The 21,443-nt window shown below is 49.1% G+C and carries 20 protein-coding genes; 5 read left to right on the top strand and 15 right to left on the bottom strand.

The genetic code is table 11. The features are described 5' to 3' along the window. Positions 1-270 precede the first annotated feature (270 nt). The 13 genes from E4L36_RS11575 to mnmG all read right to left on the bottom strand — a co-directional run bounded on the left by E4L36_RS11575 (position 271) and on the right by mnmG (position 11,741). Positions 271-696 (bottom strand): F0F1 ATP synthase subunit epsilon, encoded by a 426-nt coding sequence (locus E4L36_RS11575; RefSeq protein WP_127693629.1) that lies wholly within the window; start codon positions 694-696, stop codon positions 271-273. 32 nt (positions 697-728) lie between these two features. After that, complete coding sequence (atpD, locus tag E4L36_RS11570; protein ID WP_136680740.1) at positions 729-2,105, bottom strand: F0F1 ATP synthase subunit beta; 1,377 nt, start codon at positions 2,103-2,105, stop codon at positions 729-731. A gap of 37 nt (positions 2,106-2,142) precedes the next feature. Next, positions 2,143-3,003 carry a F0F1 ATP synthase subunit gamma gene (gene atpG / locus E4L36_RS11565; RefSeq protein WP_127693627.1) on the bottom strand — a complete coding sequence of 287 codons (861 nt, stop codon included), beginning with the start codon at positions 3,001-3,003 and terminating at the stop codon, positions 2,143-2,145. Positions 3,004-3,074: 71 nt separating this feature from the next. Then, positions 3,075-4,619 carry a F0F1 ATP synthase subunit alpha gene (gene atpA, locus E4L36_RS11560; RefSeq protein ID WP_127693626.1) on the bottom strand — a complete coding sequence of 515 codons (1,545 nt, stop codon included), beginning with the start codon at positions 4,617-4,619 and terminating at the stop codon, positions 3,075-3,077. A 15-nt stretch (positions 4,620-4,634) separates the two neighbouring features. Continuing rightward, positions 4,635-5,171 (bottom strand): F0F1 ATP synthase subunit delta, encoded by a 537-nt coding sequence (locus tag E4L36_RS11555; protein ID WP_136680739.1) that lies wholly within the window; start codon positions 5,169-5,171, stop codon positions 4,635-4,637. Between the two features lie 12 nt (positions 5,172-5,183). Further along, the gene (locus E4L36_RS11550; protein ID WP_127693624.1) at positions 5,184-5,654 is read right to left on the bottom strand and encodes a F0F1 ATP synthase subunit B; all 471 of its coding nucleotides are present in this window, start codon (positions 5,652-5,654) and stop codon (positions 5,184-5,186) included. Positions 5,655-5,722: 68 nt separating this feature from the next. Continuing rightward, entirely contained in the window at positions 5,723-5,959 is a 237-nt protein-coding gene (atpE, locus tag E4L36_RS11545; protein ID WP_127693623.1) for a F0F1 ATP synthase subunit C, read from the bottom strand. 90 nt (positions 5,960-6,049) lie between these two features. Then, entirely contained in the window at positions 6,050-6,886 is an 837-nt protein-coding gene (atpB, locus tag E4L36_RS11540) for a F0F1 ATP synthase subunit A (protein WP_127693622.1), read from the bottom strand. A gap of 16 nt (positions 6,887-6,902) precedes the next feature. Continuing rightward, complete coding sequence (locus E4L36_RS11535) at positions 6,903-7,310, bottom strand: ATP synthase subunit I (protein WP_127693621.1); 408 nt, start codon at positions 7,308-7,310, stop codon at positions 6,903-6,905. 204 nt (positions 7,311-7,514) lie between these two features. Further along, positions 7,515-8,408, bottom strand: coding sequence for a ParB/RepB/Spo0J family partition protein (locus E4L36_RS11530; RefSeq protein ID WP_136680738.1), 894 nt, complete (start codon positions 8,406-8,408; stop codon positions 7,515-7,517). Positions 8,409-8,419: 11 nt separating this feature from the next. After that, positions 8,420-9,214, bottom strand: coding sequence for a ParA family protein (locus E4L36_RS11525; protein WP_136680737.1), 795 nt, complete (start codon positions 9,212-9,214; stop codon positions 8,420-8,422). A gap of 2 nt (positions 9,215-9,216) precedes the next feature. Next, on the bottom strand, positions 9,217-9,846 hold the full coding sequence (gene rsmG, locus E4L36_RS11520) for a 16S rRNA (guanine(527)-N(7))-methyltransferase RsmG (RefSeq protein WP_136680736.1): 630 nt from the start codon (positions 9,844-9,846) through the stop codon (positions 9,217-9,219). Beyond that, a complete protein-coding gene (gene mnmG, locus E4L36_RS11515; RefSeq protein ID WP_136680735.1) occupies positions 9,846-11,741 on the bottom strand; it encodes a tRNA uridine-5-carboxymethylaminomethyl(34) synthesis enzyme MnmG in 1,896 nt (631 codons plus the stop codon). The genes rsmG and mnmG overlap by 1 nt, the downstream gene beginning before the upstream one ends. Positions 11,742-12,794: 1,053 nt before the next feature. On the opposite strand from mnmG, the gene E4L36_RS11510 reads away from it, so the two are divergent. The 5 genes from E4L36_RS11510 (at position 12,795) to E4L36_RS11490 (ending at position 18,160) form a co-directional block, all read left to right on the top strand. Next, on the top strand, positions 12,795-14,360 hold the full coding sequence (locus E4L36_RS11510; RefSeq protein WP_136680734.1) for an ABC transporter ATP-binding protein: 1,566 nt from the start codon (positions 12,795-12,797) through the stop codon (positions 14,358-14,360). A 9-nt stretch (positions 14,361-14,369) separates the two neighbouring features. Further along, positions 14,370-15,464 (top strand): ABC transporter permease, encoded by a 1,095-nt coding sequence (locus E4L36_RS11505; RefSeq protein ID WP_136680733.1) that lies wholly within the window; start codon positions 14,370-14,372, stop codon positions 15,462-15,464. Then, a complete protein-coding gene (locus tag E4L36_RS11500) occupies positions 15,464-16,390 on the top strand; it encodes an ABC transporter permease (RefSeq protein ID WP_136680732.1) in 927 nt (308 codons plus the stop codon). The genes E4L36_RS11505 and E4L36_RS11500 overlap by 1 nt, the downstream gene beginning before the upstream one ends. A gap of 135 nt (positions 16,391-16,525) precedes the next feature. Next, positions 16,526-17,029 carry a xanthine phosphoribosyltransferase gene (gene gpt, locus E4L36_RS11495; RefSeq protein WP_136680731.1) on the top strand — a complete coding sequence of 168 codons (504 nt, stop codon included), beginning with the start codon at positions 16,526-16,528 and terminating at the stop codon, positions 17,027-17,029. Positions 17,030-17,077: 48 nt separating this feature from the next. Further along, positions 17,078-18,160, top strand: a complete 1,083-nt coding sequence (locus tag E4L36_RS11490; RefSeq protein WP_127693613.1) for a BMP family ABC transporter substrate-binding protein — start codon at positions 17,078-17,080, stop codon at positions 18,158-18,160. Between the two features lie 184 nt (positions 18,161-18,344). On the opposite strand, the gene mnmE is transcribed toward E4L36_RS11490, so the two are convergent. Both mnmE and yidC read right to left on the bottom strand, forming a co-directional pair. Continuing rightward, complete coding sequence (gene mnmE / locus E4L36_RS11485; RefSeq protein ID WP_136680730.1) at positions 18,345-19,712, bottom strand: tRNA uridine-5-carboxymethylaminomethyl(34) synthesis GTPase MnmE; 1,368 nt, start codon at positions 19,710-19,712, stop codon at positions 18,345-18,347. 66 nt (positions 19,713-19,778) lie between these two features. Beyond that, entirely contained in the window at positions 19,779-21,431 is a 1,653-nt protein-coding gene (gene yidC / locus E4L36_RS11480; protein WP_136680729.1) for a membrane protein insertase YidC, read from the bottom strand. Between the last annotated feature and the right edge of the window lie 12 nt (positions 21,432-21,443).

The raw sequence follows: 21,443 nt of genomic DNA, 5'->3' as shown, positions 1-21,443 counted from the left end.
GCGACACGCGCAGCCATTCGTGCTGTTTTTCTTTGCTAACACTACTTTTCGACCTACCTGGTCAGATGAGTGTAGATGCTTTAGTGCGACTATATGAAGGCCAACAAGTCCGTTTTACCCACCAATAGTGTCTTCCCTTTTCTTTATGAGCTCAGCAATCCTGAAAATTAGCCCAGCAACACGCCGCTACGCCGAGACTGATTAAGCCAAACAAAAAAAGGCAGCCGAAGCTGCCTTTTTTGTGCGAGTCGTAACTCGACGACGTCAGTGTTACTTTCCAAGCTTTTTGCGAATCTCTTGAACCGTACGCAACTGAGCAGCTGCTTCGGCCAACTGAGATGCAGCGCGGCCATAATCTAGCTCGCTCTGCTTTTCGCCAATTGCCTGTTGTGCTTGTTTCTGAGCTTCTAGAGCCGCTGCTTCGTCAAGATCAGCAGCATGCAACGCAGAGTCTGCAAGTACTGTTACCTTGTTAGGCTGAACTTCTAGGAAGCCGCCAGAAACATAAAAAATATCCTGCTCGCCGCCCTGCTTGCGCAGTTCGACAGGGCCTGGTTTCAGTTCCGTGAGAAGCGGAGCGTGACCTGGGTATACACCCAAGTCACCCAGGCTACCTGTTACGGATACGAATTCGATCAAGCCCGAGAAGATCTCTTCTTGAGCACTTACGATATCGCAATGAACAGTCATAGCCATGTTTCTTACCTCTTTAGGTTGTCACCAGACGCTTACATGCTCTTGGCTTTTTCGATCGCTTCTTCGATACCACCAACCATGTAGAAAGCTTGCTCTGGTAGGCTGTCATATTCGCCTTCCAGAATGCCTTTAAAGCCACGGATAGTTTCTTTCAAAGGAACGTACTTACCAGGCGCACCTGTAAATACCTCAGCTACGAAGAATGGCTGAGATAGGAAACGCTGGATTTTACGAGCACGAGCAACGATCTGCTTGTCTTCTTCAGACAGCTCATCCATACCCAAGATCGCGATGATGTCTTTCAGCTCTTTGTAGCGCTGCAGAACACCTTGAACATTACGAGCGATGTCGTAGTGCTCTTGACCGATTACCAGTGGATCCAACTGACGAGATGTAGAATCCAGTGGATCTACCGCTGGGTAGATACCTAGCTCTGCGATTTGACGAGACAATACAACTGTTGCGTCAAGGTGAGAGAAGGTTGTTGCTGGAGATGGGTCAGTCAAGTCATCCGCTGGTACGTATACCGCTTGGATAGACGTGATAGAGCCCGTCTTAGTCGATGTGATACGCTCCTGAAGAACACCCATCTCTTCCGCTAGAGTAGGCTGGTAACCTACGGCAGAAGGCATACGACCTAGCAGCGCTGATACCTCAGTACCTGCTAGTGTGTAACGGTAGATGTTATCTACGAACAACAGTACGTCACGGCCTTCATCACGGAATTTCTCAGCCATTGTCAGGCCTGTCAGCGCTACACGCAGACGGTTACCTGGTGGCTCATTCATCTGACCGTAAACCAGAGATACTTTATCCAATACGTTGGATTCTTTCATCTCGTAGTAGAAATCGTTACCCTCACGAGTACGCTCACCTACACCTGCGAATACGGAGAAACCTGAGTGCTCGATCGCGATGTTACGGATCAGCTCCATCATGTTTACGGTTTTACCTACACCCGCACCACCGAACAGACCTACTTTACCACCCTTAGCGAATGGGCATACCAAGTCGATTACCTTGATACCAGTCTCTAGCAGCTCGTTAGAGGCCGCTTGCTCAGCGTAAGATGGCGCAGAGCGGTGGATAGGCATACGCTCTTCTTCACCGATTTCGCCACACTCATCAATAGGATTACCTAGTACGTCCATGATACGGCCCAGCGTCGCTGTACCGACAGGAACAGATACTGGAGCACCTGTGTTTTCTACGTCCCAACCACGGCTCACACCTTCGGTCTGACCCATAGCGATTGCGCGTACAACACCATCACCCAGCTGTTGCTGAACTTCAAGCGTTAGACCTGTTTTACCAACGGTCAGCGCATCGTATACCTTCGGTACACTGTCACGTGGGAATTCCACGTCGACTACCGCACCGATAATCTGAACAATTTGTCCGCTACTCATGTTCGGATCCTCTTAAATTCTTAACCCGTTAAACGCATTAAACCGCAGCCGCACCACCAACGATCTCAGAGATTTCCTGAGTGATCGCTGCTTGACGCGCTTTGTTGTAAACCATCTGCAACTCATCGATGAGGTTGCCTGCGTTATCTGTTGCGTTTTTCATCGCCAGCATTCGTGCTGCTTGTTCACAAGCATTGTTCTCAACAACCGCCTGGTAAACGACACATTCAACGTAACGCGTCAGCAAGCTATCTAGTAGCTCTTTTGCATCCGGCTCGTAAATGTAATCCCAGTGGTGGTTCAGCTCGTCGTCGTCCTTTGCCGGTAACGGCAGCACCTGCTCTACGGTAGGTTTCTGTGTCATCGTATTAACGAAGTCATTCGATACAATGAACAGACGATCGATATTGCCATTGCTAAAGGAGTCCAGCATCACTTTTACAGACCCAATTAGGTCTTCCATCTGCGGTGCATCACCTAGATGAGTTTTTGCTGCTACTACATTGCCGCCATAATTCTTAAAGAATGTGACCGCTTTAGACCCCAGTGCACAGATATCAATCTCTACACCCTTGTCGCTGTACTCTTTCATGCTAAGTACGGCTTGCTTAAACGCATTCACGTTCAAACCACCACACAAACCACGATCAGTTGCGACAACGATGAAACCAACACGCTTTACATCACGTTCTTCCATGTAAAGGTGCTTGTATTCAGGTTTGGATTTCGCCAAGTGCTGAACAACGCCACGGATACTGCGAGAATACGGGCGGGAAGACTGCATGCGATCTTGAGCCTTACGCATCTTACTTGCAGCAACCATTTCCATAGCGCTGGTAATCTTACGTGTGCTACCGATACTCGCAATTTGCGTCTTAATCTCTTTTCCGACTGCCATAGTTCCGCCTTTATTACCTTAACTTAGTAAGGCCTGCCTCATGTTAGTAGCAGGCCATCACGCAGTAGCGCTTACCAAGTTTGCGTTGACTTGAACTTCTCGATACCAGCTTTGAACTGCGCAGCGATTTCATCGCTGTAGTTACCGCTCTGGTTGATATCGCCCATCAGATCAGCGTATTCGCTGTTGAAGAAGGAGATAAGAGCCGCTTCAAAGTCTAGGATTTTGTTCAGTTCGACGTCTTTCAGGTAACCTTCGTTTGCAGCGTACAGGCTAAGGCCCATTTCAGCTACAGACATTGGTGAATACTGCTTCTGCTTCATCAGCTCAGTTACAGCTTGACCATGCTCGAGCTGGGCACGTGTTGCATCATCAAGATCTGATGCGAACTGCGCGAACGCAGCCAATTCACGGTACTGAGCAAGAGCTAGACGCACACCGCCACCCAACTTCTTGATGATCTTAGTCTGTGCTGCACCACCTACACGGGATACAGACAAACCAGCGTTGATCGCTGGACGTACACCTGAGTTAAACAGGCTAGATTCCAAGAAGATCTGACCATCAGTGATGGAGATAACGTTCGTTGGTACGAATGCAGATACGTCACCGCCTTGAGTTTCGATAACAGGCAGAGCTGTCAAAGAACCTGTTTGGCCTTTCACTTCACCGTTCGTGAATTTCTCAACGTAGTCAGCGTTAACGCGCGCAGCACGCTCCAGCAGACGAGAGTGAAGATAGAAAACGTCACCAGGGTAAGCTTCACGACCCGGTGGACGACGCAACAGCAAGGAGATCTGACGGTATGCCCATGCCTGTTTTGTCAGGTCATCGTATACGATCAGTGCATCTTCACCGCGGTCACGGAAGTATTCGCCCATTGTACAACCAGCGTATGGTGCCAAGAACTGCATTGCTGCAGGATCAGCCGCACCAGCAGCAACAACAATGGTGTGATCCATTGCGCCGTGCTCTTCAAGCTTGCGTACAACGTTTGCAATAGTCGACTGCTTTTGACCAACCGCTACGTAGATACAAGTAACACCCGTATCTTTCTGGTTGATAATAGCGTCGATAGCGATCGCAGATTTACCAATCTGACGGTCACCGATGATCAACTCACGCTGACCACGACCGATTGGAACCATTGCGTCGATTGATTTCAGACCTGTTTGTACAGGCTGGTCTACACCTTGACGCTCGATTACACCTGGTGCAACTTTTTCAACAGCATCAGTCAGATCAGTTTCGATCGGACCTTTACCATCGATTGGGTTACCCAACGCGTCAACAACGCGGCCACGAAGTTGTGGGCCAACAGGTACTTCCAAGATGCGACCAGTACAACGTGCAGTCATACCTTCGACTAGGCTTTGGTAATCGCCCAGTACTACAGCACCTACTGAGTCGCGCTCTAGGTTAAGCGCCATACCGTAGATACCATTAGGGAACTCGATCATTTCCCCGTACATTACGTCAGCTAGACCGTGGATCAGAATGATACCATCAGATACGCTGACGATAGTGCCCTCGTTTCGGGCTTCAGAAGACACATCCAGTTCTTCGATGCGCTTCTTGAGAATCTCGCTGATCTCAGATGGATTCAGTTGCTGCATGGTTATTCCTCATACTCAGGACTTCATAGCTTCGGCTAGTTTCGCTAAACGCGAGCGAACAGAGCCATCGATTACCAGGTCCTGTGAACGCACGATTACGCCACCAAGAATCGATTTATCGACCGCAGGTGTAATATTCACGTCACGACCCAGCTTCGCGCTGAGAGCCTGAGTTAATTTTTGTTGCTGCTGCTCATCCAGTTCATAAGCAGTCGTCAAATCGATATCGACTGACTTCTGCTGAATCGCTTTAAGCTGCTCAAACTGCGCACTAATTTCAGGTAACAAAGCTAAGCGCTTGTTATCGGCCAGCAAACGTACAAAGTTGCTGCCAGACTCATCTAGCACTTTTTCGCAAACAGCAACGATAACGTCGCTCTTTTGCTCAGTTGTTACTGCCGGGTTATTCAGCACCTGTGCCATAGCTTCATCAACTGAAACCGCAGCAACAGATGCCAACATAGTTGACCATTGATCAACCGCACCCTTTTCTAACGCAAATTCAAATGCAGCTTTCGTGTAGGGACGAGCGACTGTATTGAGTTCAGCCATCGTAAACCTCGCTTAAAGCTCCGCTGCCAGTTTATCAACCAGCTTAGCGTGGGCTGCCTGGTCAACCGATGCTTCAAGAATCTTCTCTGCGCCAGCAACAGCCAATACAGCTACTTGCTCACGTAAAGCTTCTTTAGCACGGTTAACTTCCTGTTCGATTTCAGCTTCAGCCGCGTGCTTGATGCGTTCTGCTTCTGCACGCGCTTGCTCTTTAGCTTCTTCGACCAATTGGTTTGCCCGCTTATTAGCCTGTTCGATGATGGCGGCTGCCTGCTCTTTGCTCTCACGCATGTTTGCAACAGCTTTTTCTTGAGCCAATTGCAGGTCACGCTCAGCACGTTCAGCAGCGTCCAAACCATCTGCAATCTTCTTCTTACGCTCTGCTAGGGCACCTGTGATAGGTGGCCATACATACTTCATGCAGAACATGACGAAGATAGCGAAGGAGATAGCTTGGCCGATGATGGTTAAATTAATATTCACGCCATTACCTCTCGCGGTTCGTTATTACGTAGTAACTCGATTTAGATTAAGAATTTTCTATCCGAGAGTTACGCAACAGCGAACATCAGGTACATGCCCAGACCAACACCGATCATTGGAACCGCATCTACCAGACCCATTACGATGAAGAAGTTAGAGCGTAGTAGTGGTACCAACTCAGGTTGACGCGCAGCGCCTTCCAAGAATTTACCACCTAGGTTACCGATACCAACAGCAGCACCAATTGCAGCAAGGCCCATCAGGACAGCAGCAGCCAGGAATACTAGAGCGTTAGCCATTTCCATCAGTTTTTCTCCACTTAAAGTTTTAAAGTTAAAGTTAAAGTTAAAATGTAAATCTTCAGTTATTAATCAAATGCCAGTTCACACTGGGATTTAGTGATCGTCGTGCGCCATAGCGAGGTAAACGATCGTCAGTACCATAAAGATAAATGCCTGCAGAGTGATTACCAGAATGTGGAAGATCGCCCATGGTACAGACAAGAACCATTGTGCCCAGAAAGGTAGCAATGCAATCAGGATGAAGATCATCTCACCTGCGTACATGTTACCGAATAGTCGCAATGCCAAGGAGATAGGCTTAGCAAGTAGACCTACAACCTCTAGGAACAAGTTGAATGGCAAGAACCATTTACCTAGCGGCATGAAAGACAGCTCTGCTAAGAAGCCGCCAACGCCTTTCTGTTTGATGCTGTAGTAAACGATCAGGAAGAAAACACTGAACGCCATACCTAGTGTCGCGTTAGGGTCAGTTGTTGGTACGATTTTCATGTAACCAACACCCATTTGCTGGGCAAGATAAGGTACCCAATCGATTGGCACAAGGTCCATCAAGTTCATGAGGAAGATCCACACGAAAATGGTCAAAGCAAGCGGTGCAATCACAGCATTTTTGTAATGGAAAATACTCTTAACGTTGTCATCTACGAAGTCGATGATCGTTTCGATGAAGTTTTGCAAACGCCCAGGGACGCCCGCTGTTGCTGTTTCAGCAACTTTTTTGAACAACCAAATGAAAAATAAACCCAGCCCAATAGACCAGAGCATAGTATCCACGTGAATCGCCCAAAAGCCGAAGTCACCAGGCATAACACCATTTGCAGTATCAACGAAGCGCCAGCTGTCTGTCTTTTCGTGATAGCCGAACGTGAGGTTCGTTAAGTGGTGGGATATATACTCTGAGGATGTTACTGTGTCACCGCTGCTAGCCATTCTCAGTTCTCTCGTTTCAAAGTTTAAGGAATCGGTCATCGACCTTCATTTGCAGGTACCAATTAAGTATCTGCAGCAGCACAAAGGTCAGAAATAAGGGAAATGGGCTCAACGGTTGAACCAAGATAAAGACAGCGGCAAAGCACGCTATCGTAATCACCATTTTCCATATTTCACCGATGTACATATCAGCCAATACACCTCGCGGCGTATCGCTGCTTCGGCTAAGAACCCGCCATGCAAAATAAGCATTAGGGACAAGGTAAGTAACGCCCCCTAACAAAGCAGAGTACCCGGCGGTCACACTGTGTAGTAACGAGATTAACGCAACGCACAACGTAAACACGGTTTGTATCTGGAAGATTCGCGTCACTTTCTTACGCGTTAGCCGCGTAAACTTCCCACCAGGGGATGAATTACTCATGACTTTCTCAGATAGCTCATCATCAGTCTTTGTATGTTATGCAAATTTTGGATACACAGATCCGAAATAGCGTGCCGATTATATGGACTTCGCACGCTATTCTCAACCGGCGTTTTCGGGTTTTGCACTAATGTATTAACGCAGATCACAACGTTTATGCGGGTGTTTCCTGATTAAACTTAACTAGTGTGTTTTATATTTCTTTTATTTCAACAAGTTAAGTATCGAATCACGCAGCTCTTCGGAATCGAAATTGATTGTTATCTTTCCTTTTCCCTTGGCGTTTTGATTGATTGCCACTTTGGTCGCTAAATGGCGAGATAGATCGCTGGCGATTTGCGACAGTGCAGGATGTTGTAGTGCAGGTTTCGCTTGCTGTGGCGGTTGCTCGCCGGCCTGAATACGTCTGACAAGCTCTTCGGCTTGACGCACCGACAGCGCTTTTCCTGTCACCTCTTGCGCAGCTTCAACCTGAAGCGCTCCATCCAGTGCCAATAATGCACGCGCATGACCCATCTCAATATCGCCATACTCCAGCATTTTGCGCACATCGGGAGTGAGTTTAATCAAGCGTAGCAGGTTCGCGATAGCTGAGCGTGACTTGCCAACCGCATCGGCGACCTGTTGCTGGGTTAGTTCAAACTCAGATTGTAAGCGCTGTAGAGCAATCGCCTCTTCCATTGGGTTGAGATTTTCGCGCTGAATATTTTCGATAAGCGCCATCGCAATCGCAGCTTCATCGGGTACATCTTTGACAACGGCGGGAATGACTTCCAGACCCGCCATCTGCGCTGCTCGCCAGCGCCGCTCACCGGCGATGATCTCATAACGTGCATCTTCGATGGGACGAACGACAATCGGCTGCATGACACCGTGAGCGCGAATAGACTCCGCTAACTCTTCCAACGCTTCAGGCTCTATATCTCGGCGCGGCTGATAACGACCCCGCTGGATTTTATGGACAGATAATTCAGGGTAAGCGTCGGCTGCCGCTTGCTCTAGGCCTTCTGATGCAGGTTCAGCTGCGTCCGTGGTAGGGTTATTCACTCCGCCAAGTAGCGCATCAAGACCGCGCCCAAGTCCTCGTTTTTTGGCCATGTTATATCCTGCTAGTCAGCCAGTTCAGCAGTTCGCTGATCCATTTCCGTTTTGCGCGATAGTTCACCCGCAAGCGCAAGGTAAGCGAGCGAGCCACGTGAGTTTTTATCATAGAGAAGAGCAGGAAGGCCGTGAGATGGCGCTTCTGCTAGACGAACGTTGCGCGGTATGACCGTACGGTAAACTTTATCGCCAAAGTAGTCTACTAGATGGCTTGAGACGTCTTTAGTGAGACTCATGCGCGGGTCAAACATGGTACGCAGAATCCCTTCGATTTTAAGCTCGGGGTTGAGGCGTTTATTGATCTTCTCAACCGTACCAATCAACGCACTAATCCCTTCCAATGCATAGTACTCACACTGCATGGGGATAATGACACCAGCCGAAGCAGCTAATGCATTCACTGTCAGCAGGTTCAGCGATGGCGGGTTATCTAACAAAATGAAGTCGTACTGATCGGCAATGTTTTGCAACGCCATTTTCAAACGGAACTCGCGTCGTGGCAGTTGCAGTAGTTCTACCTCGGCCGCCGTTAAATCTCCATTGGCACCGATCACATCATAGTGAACTGGCAAGCCTTTAATAACACACTCTTGAGCATCAGCTTGTCCGGTCAGCAATTCATACGCGGAGGTCTCAAGCTCGTGCTTATCAACCCCGCTGCCCATCGTAGCGTTACCTTGCGGGTCAAGATCGATCAGTAGTACACGTTTTTTAGTTGCAGCAAGTGATGCTGCCAAATTAACGCAGGTTGTCGTCTTGCCCACTCCACCCTTTTGGTTAGTGATGGTCAGAATTTTGGCCATGGTTATTCCCTTCCTAACACCAACAGGTGGCGCGTTCCATCGGTACCGGGTACGAGCAATGGATGGCTCTCTTTAAGCTCGAAACCGGCTGGTAGTGCTGCTAATTCTTCATCTGGGTACTGCCCTTTCATGGCTAAAAATACCCCATCATCCGCGCACAGTTGTTTTGTCCAAGTGATCATATCTTCCAGTGATGCGAAAGCGCGAGAGATCACCTCAGGGAACGCGGTTTCGTCGCACTCCTCTGCTCGCCCGTTGATAATTGCGAGATTGTCCAGTCCCAGCGTTACCTTGACGTGATTTTGAAAACGCGTCTTTTTACCGTTGGAGTCGAGCGTCACCACGCGAATATTGGGTAAACAGATCGCCAGCGGGATACCTGGCAGTCCCGGACCACTGCCCACATCGATGATGCGAGGGCCTTTAACAAAAGGCACAACGCTTAAGCTATCCACCAAGTGGCGCGACACCATTTCGGAAGGATCCCGCACAGCGGTCAAATTGTATGCTTTATTCCACTTGATAAGCAGCTCAAGGTAGTTGATCAGCTGATCAATTTGCTGATCCGTTAAGTTTAATGAGAGCGCGGTTGCTTGCTGCTCTAGTAGCGCCCGAAGCGACATCAAATCCATTAATTGGCTGCCTTACTCTGCTTTTTTAACATCTGTTGTTTTTTGATATGAACCAAGAGTAGCGAGATCGCCGCAGGTGTTATCCCTTGGATTCGCGAAGCTTGCGCGATACTGACCGGCTTTTGGGCAATTAGTTTAGTTTTCAATTCATTAGATAAGCCGCCCACAAGCTCGTAATCAAAGTCATCAGGCAGAGGGGTGTTTTCTTGTTGGCGCATACGCTCTATATCGTCAATTTGGCGATCGATATAGCCCGCGTACTTAAACTGGATCTCAACCTGTTCTGCGACACGGGGATCCTCAACCGCTTCGCCTTTTAAGGCTGCGACATCGCTGTAGGTTAGCTCAGGTCGTTTGATCAGATCGGCTAAGTTGTACTCGCGCGTCAGCGGTGACGATAGTTTAGTGTTAAGGACCTCTGCAGCTTGTGTGCCCGGCTGAACCCATGTGCTCTTTAAGCGTTGCTGTTCAAGCTCAATCGCCTCTTTTTTGCGACAAAATGAAGCCCAACGCTCATCACCGACAAGACCTAACTCGCGGCCTTTTTCCGTCAAACGTAAATCTGCGTTATCTTCACGCAAAATCAAACGATATTCAGCGCGGCTTGTGAACATACGATACGGCTCGGAGGTACCGAGGGTAATTAAGTCATCGACCAGCACCCCGATATAGGCTTCATCACGGCGTGGGTACCACTGCTCTTTATCAAGTGCACGTGCTGCCGCATTCGCACCAGCAAGCAACCCTTGTGCTCCCGCCTCTTCATAACCGGTGGTACCGTTGATCTGACCCGCAAAGTAGAGGCCGTCGATCACTTTGGTTTCCAAGGTGTGCTTAAGGTCCTGCGGATTGAAGTAATCGTATTCGATGGCATAGCCTGGACGCAGGATATGTGCGCTCTCAAAGCCACGAATTGAGCGCACTGCCGCTAGCTGAATATCAAATGGCAAGCTGGTTGAGATGCCATTTGGATATAGCTCATGTGTTGTTAACCCTTCTGGCTCCACAAAAACCTGATGCTGGTCTTTGTCCGCGAAGCGCATAATTTTATCCTCAACCGACGGGCAGTAGCGCGGGCCAACGCCATCGATTACCCCTGTGTATAACGGCGATCGATCAAGGCCACTGCGCAATATTTCGTGAGTACGCTCATTGGTGTGGGTGATATAACAACTTATCTGACGCGGATGATCTGCCGTTGATCCCATGAAAGACATCACAGGCGTTGGCGTATCGCCAGGTTGCTCCTGCATCAGTGAGAAATCAACGCTACGTGCGTCAATTCTGGGGGGGGTACCTGTTTTTAGGCGATCTACCCGCAGGGGCAGTGCACGTAGCCTCTCAGCTAGGGCCAGTGATGGAGGGTCGCCTGCTCGACCGCCTTGGTAGTTATCCATGCCAATATGGATCTTACCGCCCAAGAATGTTCCTGCAGTTAACACAACTGATTCAGCATAAAAGCGAATACCCGTTTGGGTGACAACACCCTTAACTTGATCCTGTTCAACGATCAGGTCATCAGCGCCTTGTTGGAATAGCTGAAGGTTGGGTTGGTTTTCTAAGGTCTCACGTATCGCTGCTTTATATAACACCCGGTCAGCTTGAGCACGCGTAGCACGAACAGCAGGGCCTTTTCGGGAGTTGAGTGTCCGAAATTGGATACCTGCCTTATCAGTAGCTTTTGCCATTGCGCCATCAAGCGCATCGATCTCCTTAACCAAATGGCTCTTACCGATACCACCTATCGCTGGATTACAGGACATCTGTCCTAATGTCTCAATATTATGGCTCAGCAGCAGTGTTGACGCTCCCATACGCGCTGCAGCCAGTGCTGCTTCTGTTCCAGCGTGTCCACCGCCGATCACAATGACATCAAAACGATCTGGATAATCCACTTAATCTATACCCCAATGAAACATGTACCTACCGATACGGCTGACCGGTGAAAGAAAAGAGCCGCATTATACAACTCTATTCAACGGGAAGAAATGTATAAAAATTGATCAGCTCTACCTGTCTAACCAAATTTCTTTATCCACCTGTATATAAATAAAGAAAAGAGAATATATATATTTAGAAGATTATTATGTTGATTGTTATTAAGCGCCGAATTTATGTTACCAAGTGATAAAAATCATTACATAACAACAAGATACTTGCTATCTAACCGTGTTGAGTAGTTGTCTCAGAGGTGAGCACACCCTTTTGGTAGCTTGTGAGTAAAAATGTGCTTTTTTCACAGCCTTGGTTACCCACTAAAATATGCACCGTTTTTTAAACAGGTTTCTTCACGGGTATTCGCAGTAACTTAATTATGTTGATTGCTTTGTGTATAAGTGTGTGAGAAGCGGGTATATCTATTTACATTCTGTTATCCACAAAAAGATTTTTAATAATTCCTGTTATTTTTCCTATATAAACAATGAGTTATTTCCTACTTCGTTGTTTCCAACAAAATGCCCACAGACTTGTTATTGAGGCTTAATATTCCTGTGTGGCTTGTGTTTAACTCTAAATGATCATTTTTATGTCAGCTTTTTAAATGTTATCCACAGTTCTTTGGGGGTATCGTGCTTAAAGACTGTGTATTGGGTGTGTAGCAGTTGAAGTTGAGGTAAAACAGCGTGCTGAGGCAAGGCCAGAAAAGTGATAGGCCCACATAAGGAATACGTGTTAAAATTGGCGTTTTTTCGCGAGCAGAACGCTAAAAGAACTCGGTATTCTTTCCGAGATTTTCCACTGTAGCTTTCGTATCTATTTGTTTACTAGGGATTTTCCAGCTTTTTCACGAAAGCGTATGGAGAGGGAGTTTGTTGCTACTGTGAACCTGTCTTTTTAGTCAGGTTCTTTAGATTCTGCCATCGTTTTTCAGAAAAGAGAACATATTTTTGACTCTTGAGTCAGGTTTTTTGAGAGCCAGGGCTGAACGGGTCAGAACGAGGACGATAATGACGACTTCTTTGGCAGGTGATACGCCAAACCAACCACCTAGGCTGGTAATGAAAAGTATCACCAAGCAGTATCCTGGCTGTCTCGCTAACGATGCGGTTGATCTAGAGATCGCCGGTGGTGAGATTCACGCGCTACTCGGTGAGAACGGTGCCGGTAAAAGCACCCTAATGAAAATCATCTATGGTGTCGTAAAGCCAGATAGCGGCGAAGTTTACTGGGAAGGCGAGCGGGTACAAATTAAAGATCCGGCCCACGCAAGACGACTCGGTGTTGGGATGGTGTTTCAGCACTTCTCCCTCTTTGAAACGCTGACCATCACAGAAAATATCGCATTGGCATTAGGTGATGAAGCTGGGGATCTGAAGGCTTTGGCTGATAAGATACGTACCGTTTCTGAGCGTTATGGTATGGCCTTGAATCCAGATCGCCACGTGCACTCCTTATCCGTCGGTGAGCGCCAACGCGTCGAGATTGTGCGCTGCTTGGTTCAGGATATTAAGCTACTGATTCTCGACGAGCCTACCTCGGTACTGACCCCTCAAGAGGTTGATACGCTCTTTATTACCCTGCGCCGCCTTGCTGAAGAGGGCTGCAGCATCTTGTTTATCAGCCACAAACTCAATGAAGTCAAAGCGCTTTGCCATCACGCCACGATTCTTCGAGGTGGCCGCCTATCGGGTGACTGCATCCCTGCACAAGAGAGCCCGGCTAGCATGGCGAGAATGATGGTGGGTGACGAAACACCGATCACGATGGACTATGAGAAGGTGCTAGGTAGTGATGTGTTCTTGCAAGTTCGCGGCTTAACGCGTATCAGCGAGGATCCATTTGGTGTGGACCTTAAAGGCATTGATTTGGATGTTCATGCGGGCGAAATCGTGGGTATCGCCGGTGTTGCGGGAAATGGCCAAGAGGAGCTACTCGCTGCTCTCAGTGGTGAAGATACCGTTGAAAACCATGATGCGATTCACTTTCCTTGTGGTCCTGTCGGGCACCTTTGCCCTGAAAAACGCCGCCGCAAAGGCTTGGCGTTTGTACCTGAAGAGCGCTTGGGTCGTGGTGCTGTGCCGGATATGAGCTTGAAGGAAAACGCGCTGTTAACGGGCTTTTTAACAGGGCTCGTAAGTAAACGTGGCATGATCGACCACCAGGGCACTGAAAGCTTTGCACAGAAGATCATCAACCAGTTTAAGGTCAAAACGCCGGGCAGTGAGACTCATGCGAAGAGCCTTTCTGGCGGTAATCTACAAAAGTTCATCATTGGTCGTGAGATCATGCAAAAACCGCAGCTGCTGATTGCTGCTCACCCCACTTGGGGTGTGGATATCGGCGCGGCAACAGCGATCCATCAGGCGCTCATTGAGCTGCGTAACCAAGGTGCTGCGATTCTGGTGGTATCTGAAGATATCGATGAACTATTTCTAATCTCTGATCGCTTGTGCGCCATCTGCGATGGTGAACTATCGCCACTGAAACCGACGCCGGAAACCTCTTTAGAGGAGGTCGGCCAGTGGATGACTGGTGTGTTTAATACCGCCACTCATGCGAACTCTACATCGTAAGGATATATCATGCTTGTTAAGCTCGAACCCCGTGGTCAGCACTCGCGTAAGATGGCATATCTATCGCCAGTACTGGCGGGTGTACTCACATTGATCACTAGCGGTATCTTCTTTTTCCTGCAAGGACTCGACCCGATACACGCCCTGAAAACCATGCTTTACACACCTATTTCAGACACCTATGGCCTGGCTGAATGGTGCGTAAAGGCAGCACCGATTCTGTTATGTGCGATTGGGCTTGCTGTGGTCTTTAAAGCACAAGTGTGGAATATCGGTGCTGAGGGCCAGTTATTGATGGGTGGACTACTGGCCAGTAGCGTTGCTGTGAATGTGATCGAAGCGGAGGGTATCTGGGTACTACCAGCGATTCTTCTGGCAGGTGTTATTGGTGGTGCGTTGTGGGCTTTGCTCGCGGCATGGCTAAAGACACACTTCAACGCCAACGAGATCCTCACGACCATCATGCTCAACTATATCGCCTTGAACCTATTAGTGTTCTCGGTGCACGGCCCTTTAAAAGATCCCAACGGTTTCAATTTCCCTGAATCTGCCATGTTTGGCGATGCATCGCTGATGCCTATCTTAATTGAGGATACACGGGTCCATGCAGGTATTTTATTTGCTCTATTCGCTGTTGCTGCAATATGGGTATTGCTCAGCCGCAGCTTTATGGGCTTCCAGATTAAAGTACTTGGACTGGATCACAGCGCCGCGCGTTTGGCGGGCTTTAAAAGTAAGCGTTTGGTGTGGGTAACCATGCTGATCAGCGGCGGCTTAGCCGGCCTTGCGGGTGCCGGCGAAGTGACAGGCCCACTTGGTCAGTTAGTACCGCAAATTTCACCGGGCTATGGCTATGCTGCGATTATCGTTGCGTTCCTTGGCCGTTTGCACCCGGTGGGCATTTTGTTGGCGAGCTTGCTGATGGCTTTGATCTACATGGGCGGTGAGATGGCCCAGATCGAGCTGAATATGCCGGTGGCCATCACCGGCTTGTTCCAAGGTTTACTGCTCTTCTATCTATTGGCATGTGATGTATTGATCAACTTCCGTGTCACCCTACCTTGGTTATCCTCGCAAAAGACGACAGCGGAGCAAGTAAACTAATGGATATCGATCTAATTACCAACGTGCTCTATGCGATGATCCGTACTGGAACACCGCTGCTGATTGTGGCATTGGGCGAAATGGTCTGCGAAAAAAGCGGCGTGTTAAACCTTGGTCAGGAAGGGATGATGCTGATGGGAGCGGTCATCGGCTTTATCGCTACCCTGCTCTCTGGCAACGTTTGGTTAGGCTTTATTTGTGCGATGCTGGCCGGTGTTTTGATGTCCCAGTTATTTGCTGTAATTGCTCTGGGTCTGAGCGCCAACCAAGTGGCTACCGGGCTTGCCTTGACAATTTTTGGTACGGGTTTATCTGCGTTTATCGGTTCTGACTATGTTGGCAAGCCGATCGGCGGTTTAGGTGTGATCGCTATTCCTGTACTGAGCGATATTCCCATTATCGGCAAGATGCTGTTTGCACAGGACCTGATCGTCTACTTCTCTTTTGGCTTATTTGCTGCCGTTTACTGGTTCTTCCGCTCTAGCCGCACGGGGTTAGTCGTTAAAGCCGTGGGCGAGAACCCACACGCCGCGAATGCGATCGGTTTACCGGTGATGCGTACGCGCTATCTTGCCGTTGCGTTTGGTGGCGCTATGGCAGGTTTAGCGGGTGGATATCTATCGCTGGCCTATACACCTTTGTGGGCAGAAAATATGACGGCAGGGCGTGGTTGGATCGCGTTAGCGCTGGTGGTATTTGCAACTTGGCGTGCTGAGCGGGTGCTTTTGGGAGCCTATCTGTTTGGTTTGGCGAGCATTCTCCATCTTGTGGCACAAGGTTTGGGCTTTGCGGTATCACCAAACCTGCTGGCAATGCTGCCCTACATCGCGACAATTCTGGTTTTGGTTATGCTGTCTCGCAACAGCGGGCGCAGTAAGTTGTACACACCAGCGTCGCTTGGTAAGCCATTCCATGCGAGTAGCTAATGCACAAGTGTTTGCTCGCTATCAAGGTTTGATAGGTAACGGCAATAAAACCTGACCTTTAGGTTATAATTCGCGATTAACATCGCCCCAAGGTAGAGATTGGGGCGCTCTATTTCGCTTTAAGAGGAAGACTCAATGGCTCAGCTGCCCTACAGCAAAGATTTCCCGGTTTCATGGGATGAATTACACCGAAACTCACGTGCGCTATCGTGGCGCCTACTGGAGCTTGGCCCCTGGAAAGGCATCATCGCAATTACACGTGGTGGTTTGGTACCGGCAGCGATCTTAGCGCGTGAGTTGGATATCCGCTTAATCGACACGATTTGCGTCACCAGCTATGGCACGGCCGATAATCAAGGCGAAGCGATGCAACAAGGCGAACTTAATGTACTCAAGTCTGTTGAAGGCGACGGTGAAGGCTATTTGCTGGTGGATGATCTCGTCGATACGGGTAAAACAGCTAAATTCGTCCGTGAGATGCTGCCCAAGGCGCACTTTGTGACGCTTTACGCCAAGCCTGCGGGCCGTCCGCTTGTGGACACCTATGTGATGGAAGTCAGCCAAGATACTTGGATTCGCTTCCCTTGGGATATGGAATATACCTTCTCGACCCCATTGGCAGACCGCCATTCGGGTTGAAACCTAACTACTCCAATTGAATGTGAAGTTTTAACGAGGAACGCGTAAATGAAAAAACCAGCGTTGAAGAAGCTCCTAACCGGTCTTGTTGCAGGTTTAGGTTTAGCTGCCACCCTTAGCGTACAAGCTGCTGATCAAATGAAAGTCGGCTTTGTTTATGTTGGCCCAATCGGTGACCACGGCTGGAGCTACCAGCACGACCAAGGCCGTTTAGCGGTTGAAAAGCACTTTGGTGACAAAGTGAAAACCACTTACGTTGAAAACGTGCCAGAGGGCGCTGACGCTGAGCGTGTGATTCGTAACCTAGCAAAGACTGGCCACAAACTGATCTTTACGACGTCATTTGGTTTTATGAACCCGACGTTGAAAGTTGCGAAGCAGTTCCCTCGTGTAACATTTGAGCACGCAACAGGTTACAAGCAAGCGAAAAACGTAGGTACTTATATCTCTAATACCTACGAAGGCCGTTATGTTGCAGGCTTTGTGGCGGCGAAAGTAACCAAGTCGAACAAGATTGGTTATATCGCATCGTTCCCGATTCCAGAGGTTATTCGTGATATCAATGCCGTTCAAATGGCTTTGAACAAGTACAACCCAGAGGCTGAGCTGAAGATCATATGGGTGAACAGCTGGTTCGATCCAGGTAAAGAAGCGGATGCGGCAAATGCGATGATCGACCAAGGTGTTGACGTGATTCTGCAGCACACGGATAGCCCAGCGGCGATGCAAGCAGCTAACCGTCGCGGTGTTTACGCAGTCGGCCAAGCATCAGATATGCAGCACTTTGGTCCAAAAGCGCATGTGATGTCTGTGGTTAACGAATGGGCTCCGTTCTACATCAACCGCGTTCAGCAGGTGATGGATGGTACGTGGAAGTCCGAGGATCACTGGGGCGGCATGGCAGAAGGTGAGATCGTTATTCCTGAGTTTACCAACGTTCCGGCAGACGTGGCTGAAGAAGCTCAGAGCCTGATCGATGCGATTAGTGCAGGCAAGCTACACCCATTCGCTGGCCCGATTAAAAACCAAAAGGGTGAGCTAAAAGTTGCTGAAGGTGAAATCCTAGAGCACGGTGAAATGGCTGGTATGAACTGGTTTATCGAAGGTGTTAGCAGCGAGATTCCAAAGTAATCTGCTCTGCTTAACCTAAAAAAAGCCCAGCATAGCTGGGCTTTTTTGTGGCTATCTATTTATTTAAAAAACTTGTTTTGTCACGCTGGGAAATATTCAAAAGTAAGTGCTTACTATCTTCTTATCCTCAATATAGAAAAGCTACTTTAATACAGACTTTTTGATAAATCGTGGCTCAACTCACTTATTTACCGATACAGAAGCTTGAGAATATGCGGCCTAACAGGTCATCGCTACTGAACTGTCCGGTAATCTCTCCTAACGCGTGCTGAGCTTGGCGTAAATCCTCTGCCAGTAGCTCGCCAGCCCCGTGAAGCTGCAACTGATCAAGACCTGTTTGCAAAGACTCCTGTGCCGTTTGTAGTGCCTCTAAGTGGCGGCGGCGCGCAAGGAATCCACCCTCTGTTGTTGCTTGATAACCCATGCATGTTTTTAAGTGCTCGCGCAGTTGCTCAATGCCCTGATCAGCCTTTGCCGAGAGATGTAAAACAGGGATCTCTCCTGCGCTCGTCATGCCAATGACCTCATTGCTAAGGTCGGCTTTGTTGCGAATAACGGTAATTTTGCTGTCGTCCCGAAGCTGATCAACGAACTCTGGCCAGATCTGGTGCGGATCGTCTGCTGCGGTTTTCGTACTATCAACCATTAGTAATACGCGGTCCGCCTTGTGGATCTCCTCCCATGCACGTTGAATGCCGATCCGCTCCACTTCATCAGGAGCGTCACGTAAGCCTGCTGTGTCGATGATATGAAGGGGCATCCCATCGATATGGATATGCTCGCGCAGGACATCGCGTGTGGTCCCTTCGATATCCGTCACAATCGCTGTTTCGCGCCCTGCCAGTGCGTTCAGCAGGCTCGATTTGCCTGCATTTGGGCGCCCAGCGATGACAACGCTCATCCCTTCGCGAATCAGGGAGCCCTGCCGCGCTTCCTGCTGAACGGCATTAAGGTTTGCCATAATCGCTTGTAGGTCGCTGAGCACTTTGCCATCGGCCAAGAAGTCGATCTCCTCCTCGGGGAAGTCGATCGCCGCTTCTACATAGATGCGCAACTGGATCAGCGATTCAAGCAGCACGTCAACGCGCTTGGAAAACTCCCCTTGTAGCGACCGCAGCGCACAGCGTGCAGCCTGTTGTGAGGCGCTGTCGATCAGGTCAGCAATCGCTTCGGCTTGAGTTAAGTCCATCTTATCGTTGAGGAACGCCCGTTCTGAGAACTCACCCGGGCGGGCTAATCGAGCGCCCAATGCTTGCACACGTTGCAGCAGGAAGTCGATCACGATGGGACCGCCGTGGCCTTGTAGCTCTAATACGTCTTCACCGGTAAACGAATTGGGGCCTGGGAAAAACAGTGCGATGCCCTCGTCTAACTCAGCGCCATTCGCATCGAGGAAGGCTCCATAGTGCGCGTGACGCGGCGCGGGAAGCATGCCAAGCACCTCTTGGGCAATCGCCTGCGCTTTCGGGCCCGAGACGCGCACGATACCCACACCTCCGCGTCCTGGCGCTGTTGCTTGTGCAGCGATGGTGTCTTGGTTGACAAAAGACATAGCAAACTCCTGAGTTTAGTAACAAAAAAGGCTCCCGTAGGAGCCTTTTTGAGGGATGACGCTATCTTAAGATGCGCTATCGCCTGCTTCAATCTGTTTGTTGATAACGTACTGCTGTGCGATCGACAAGATGTTGTTAACCACCCAGTACAGTGTCAGACCTGCTGGGAACCACAGGAAGAAGAAAGTGAAGAGAATCGGTAGCATTTTCATCACTTTTGCCTGCATTGGGTCCGGCGGTGTTGGGTTCAACAACTGCTGAATGAACATCGTCGCGCCCATCAAAATTGGCAGGATAAAGTAAGGATCTTTGACGGATAGGTCTGTCAGATATAGGAAATCTGCATGGCGCAGCTCCACAGACTCCATCAGCACCCAGTATAGCGCGATGAAGATCGGCATCTGAGCAAGAATAGGTAAACAGCCACCCAGTGGATTGATCTTCTCTTTCTGGTAGAGGGACATCATCTCTTGAGACATCTTCTGGCGATCATCACCATAGAGCTCTTTGAGACGCTGCATCTCTGGGCCGAATTTACGCATCTTCGCCATTGACTTGAACGCCTTAGCGTTCAGGTTAAAGAGCGCAGCTTTAACAACAATCGTGATACCAATGATTGCCAAGCCCCAGTTACCTACTAAGTCATGGATGGTGTCTAGCAACCAGTGCAGAGGTGATGCAACCCACCAGAGCCAGCCATAATCTAGCGTTAGCTCAAGGTTAGGTGCTGCCGCTTCCATCTGGTCAAGGTCTTTAGGGCCGACGTAGAAATTAGCAGAAACGGTTTTTTCTTGGCCAGGTGCCACTTCCAGAACAGGTGACACAAAACCAACAATATAGTTGCCGTTTAGCTTGCGTGAGCTGTAGGTGTAATCTGCACCCGGTGATGGAATCCATGCACTTGTAAAGTAGTGCTGAACCATCGCAACCCAACCATCTGCTGAGGTTTGTTTAAAGTTTGCATCATCGATATCGTCAAAGTCGTACTTGTTATAGTTGTTCTCTGCTGTCGAGAACACCGGCCCCAAGTATGACTGCATTCCCATGTCTGTTGATGCATTTGGATCTTCGCTGCGGTCACGCTTGATCTGACCGAACAGGCTGGCTTGGAATGTTTCTTGGGACTGGTTATCAACGATGTAAGAGACGTTGATGAGGTATGAGCCCTGCGTAAACGTGAAGCGTTTAATGTAGTTCACGCCTTGGCCATCAGTAAAGGTTAGATCGACATCTAGCGTGCCGCTCTCGCCCATCTCAAACGCCGTTTGGCTGACGCGATAAGTTGGGCGGCCATCTTTGCTTGCGTCTGGGCCATCTTTACCGATCAAGCCGCTCTGTGATACATACGTACGGTTGCCGGTTTGCTCGAGCATCACAAAGGAAAGCTCACTACCGACGCTCGCCGCATGTTTTGGCAAGGCTACCTGAATAATGTCGCCGCCTTTGCTATCGATCAGGACATCTAGCACGTCAGTTTTGGCAGAGATCAATTGTGCCTGTGCCTGAGTTTCTGAAGTGCCGGTGGATGGAATATCTCCCGCCGCTTTACTCTCTTCAGTCGGTAAATCGCCTGCAACAGGTGTACTACCGTATTGAGAAACAGAGGCTACCGGAGCTTGTGCCTGGGCTGGCTGGCCATAGTCTTCATTCCACTGCAACACCAGCATATAGGAGATGAGAGCTAAAGCTGCAACCAATATGACTCGCTGTACATCCATAAGATAAGGGAC

The sequence above is a fragment of the Neptunomonas sp. XY-337 genome, assembly GCF_004959845.1.
In the GTDB taxonomy this organism is placed as follows: domain Bacteria; phylum Pseudomonadota; class Gammaproteobacteria; order Pseudomonadales; family Balneatricaceae; genus Neptunomonas; species Neptunomonas marina.
Note: the sequence above shows the minus strand (reverse complement) of the source record. Positions and strands in the feature narration are given on the sequence as shown.

Excerpts from the sequence above, each read along its gene's own strand:
- E4L36_RS11530 (WP_136680738.1), bottom strand. The coding sequence starts at position 8,408 with ATGGCCAAAAAACGAGGACTTGGGCGCGGTCTTGATGCGCTACTTGGC.
- atpG (WP_127693627.1), bottom strand. The coding sequence starts at position 3,003 with ATGGCAGTCGGAAAAGAGATTAAGACGCAAATTGCGAGTATCGGTAGC.
- E4L36_RS11505 (WP_136680733.1), top strand. The coding sequence starts at position 14,370 with ATGCTTGTTAAGCTCGAACCCCGTGGTCAGCACTCGCGTAAGATGGCA.
- mnmE (WP_136680730.1), bottom strand. The coding sequence starts at position 19,712 with ATGTCTTTTGTCAACCAAGACACCATCGCTGCACAAGCAACAGCGCCA.
- yidC (WP_136680729.1), bottom strand. The coding sequence starts at position 21,431 with ATGGATGTACAGCGAGTCATATTGGTTGCAGCTTTAGCTCTCATCTCC.
- E4L36_RS11490 (WP_127693613.1), top strand. The coding sequence starts at position 17,078 with ATGAAAAAACCAGCGTTGAAGAAGCTCCTAACCGGTCTTGTTGCAGGT.
- atpD (WP_136680740.1), bottom strand. The coding sequence starts at position 2,105 with ATGAGTAGCGGACAAATTGTTCAGATTATCGGTGCGGTAGTCGACGTG.
- rsmG (WP_136680736.1), bottom strand. The coding sequence starts at position 9,846 with ATGGATTTGATGTCGCTTCGGGCGCTACTAGAGCAGCAAGCAACCGCG.
- E4L36_RS11535 (WP_127693621.1), bottom strand. The coding sequence starts at position 7,310 with ATGAGTAATTCATCCCCTGGTGGGAAGTTTACGCGGCTAACGCGTAAG.
- atpE (WP_127693623.1), bottom strand. The coding sequence starts at position 5,959 with ATGGAAATGGCTAACGCTCTAGTATTCCTGGCTGCTGCTGTCCTGATG.
- E4L36_RS11500 (WP_136680732.1), top strand. The coding sequence starts at position 15,464 with ATGGATATCGATCTAATTACCAACGTGCTCTATGCGATGATCCGTACT.
- E4L36_RS11510 (WP_136680734.1), top strand. The coding sequence starts at position 12,795 with ATGACGACTTCTTTGGCAGGTGATACGCCAAACCAACCACCTAGGCTG.
- atpB (WP_127693622.1), bottom strand. The coding sequence starts at position 6,886 with ATGGCTAGCAGCGGTGACACAGTAACATCCTCAGAGTATATATCCCAC.
- E4L36_RS11575 (WP_127693629.1), bottom strand. The coding sequence starts at position 696 with ATGGCTATGACTGTTCATTGCGATATCGTAAGTGCTCAAGAAGAGATC.
- E4L36_RS11525 (WP_136680737.1), bottom strand. The coding sequence starts at position 9,214 with ATGGCCAAAATTCTGACCATCACTAACCAAAAGGGTGGAGTGGGCAAG.
- atpA (WP_127693626.1), bottom strand. The coding sequence starts at position 4,619 with ATGCAGCAACTGAATCCATCTGAGATCAGCGAGATTCTCAAGAAGCGC.
- E4L36_RS11555 (WP_136680739.1), bottom strand. The coding sequence starts at position 5,171 with ATGGCTGAACTCAATACAGTCGCTCGTCCCTACACGAAAGCTGCATTT.
- gpt (WP_136680731.1), top strand. The coding sequence starts at position 16,526 with ATGGCTCAGCTGCCCTACAGCAAAGATTTCCCGGTTTCATGGGATGAA.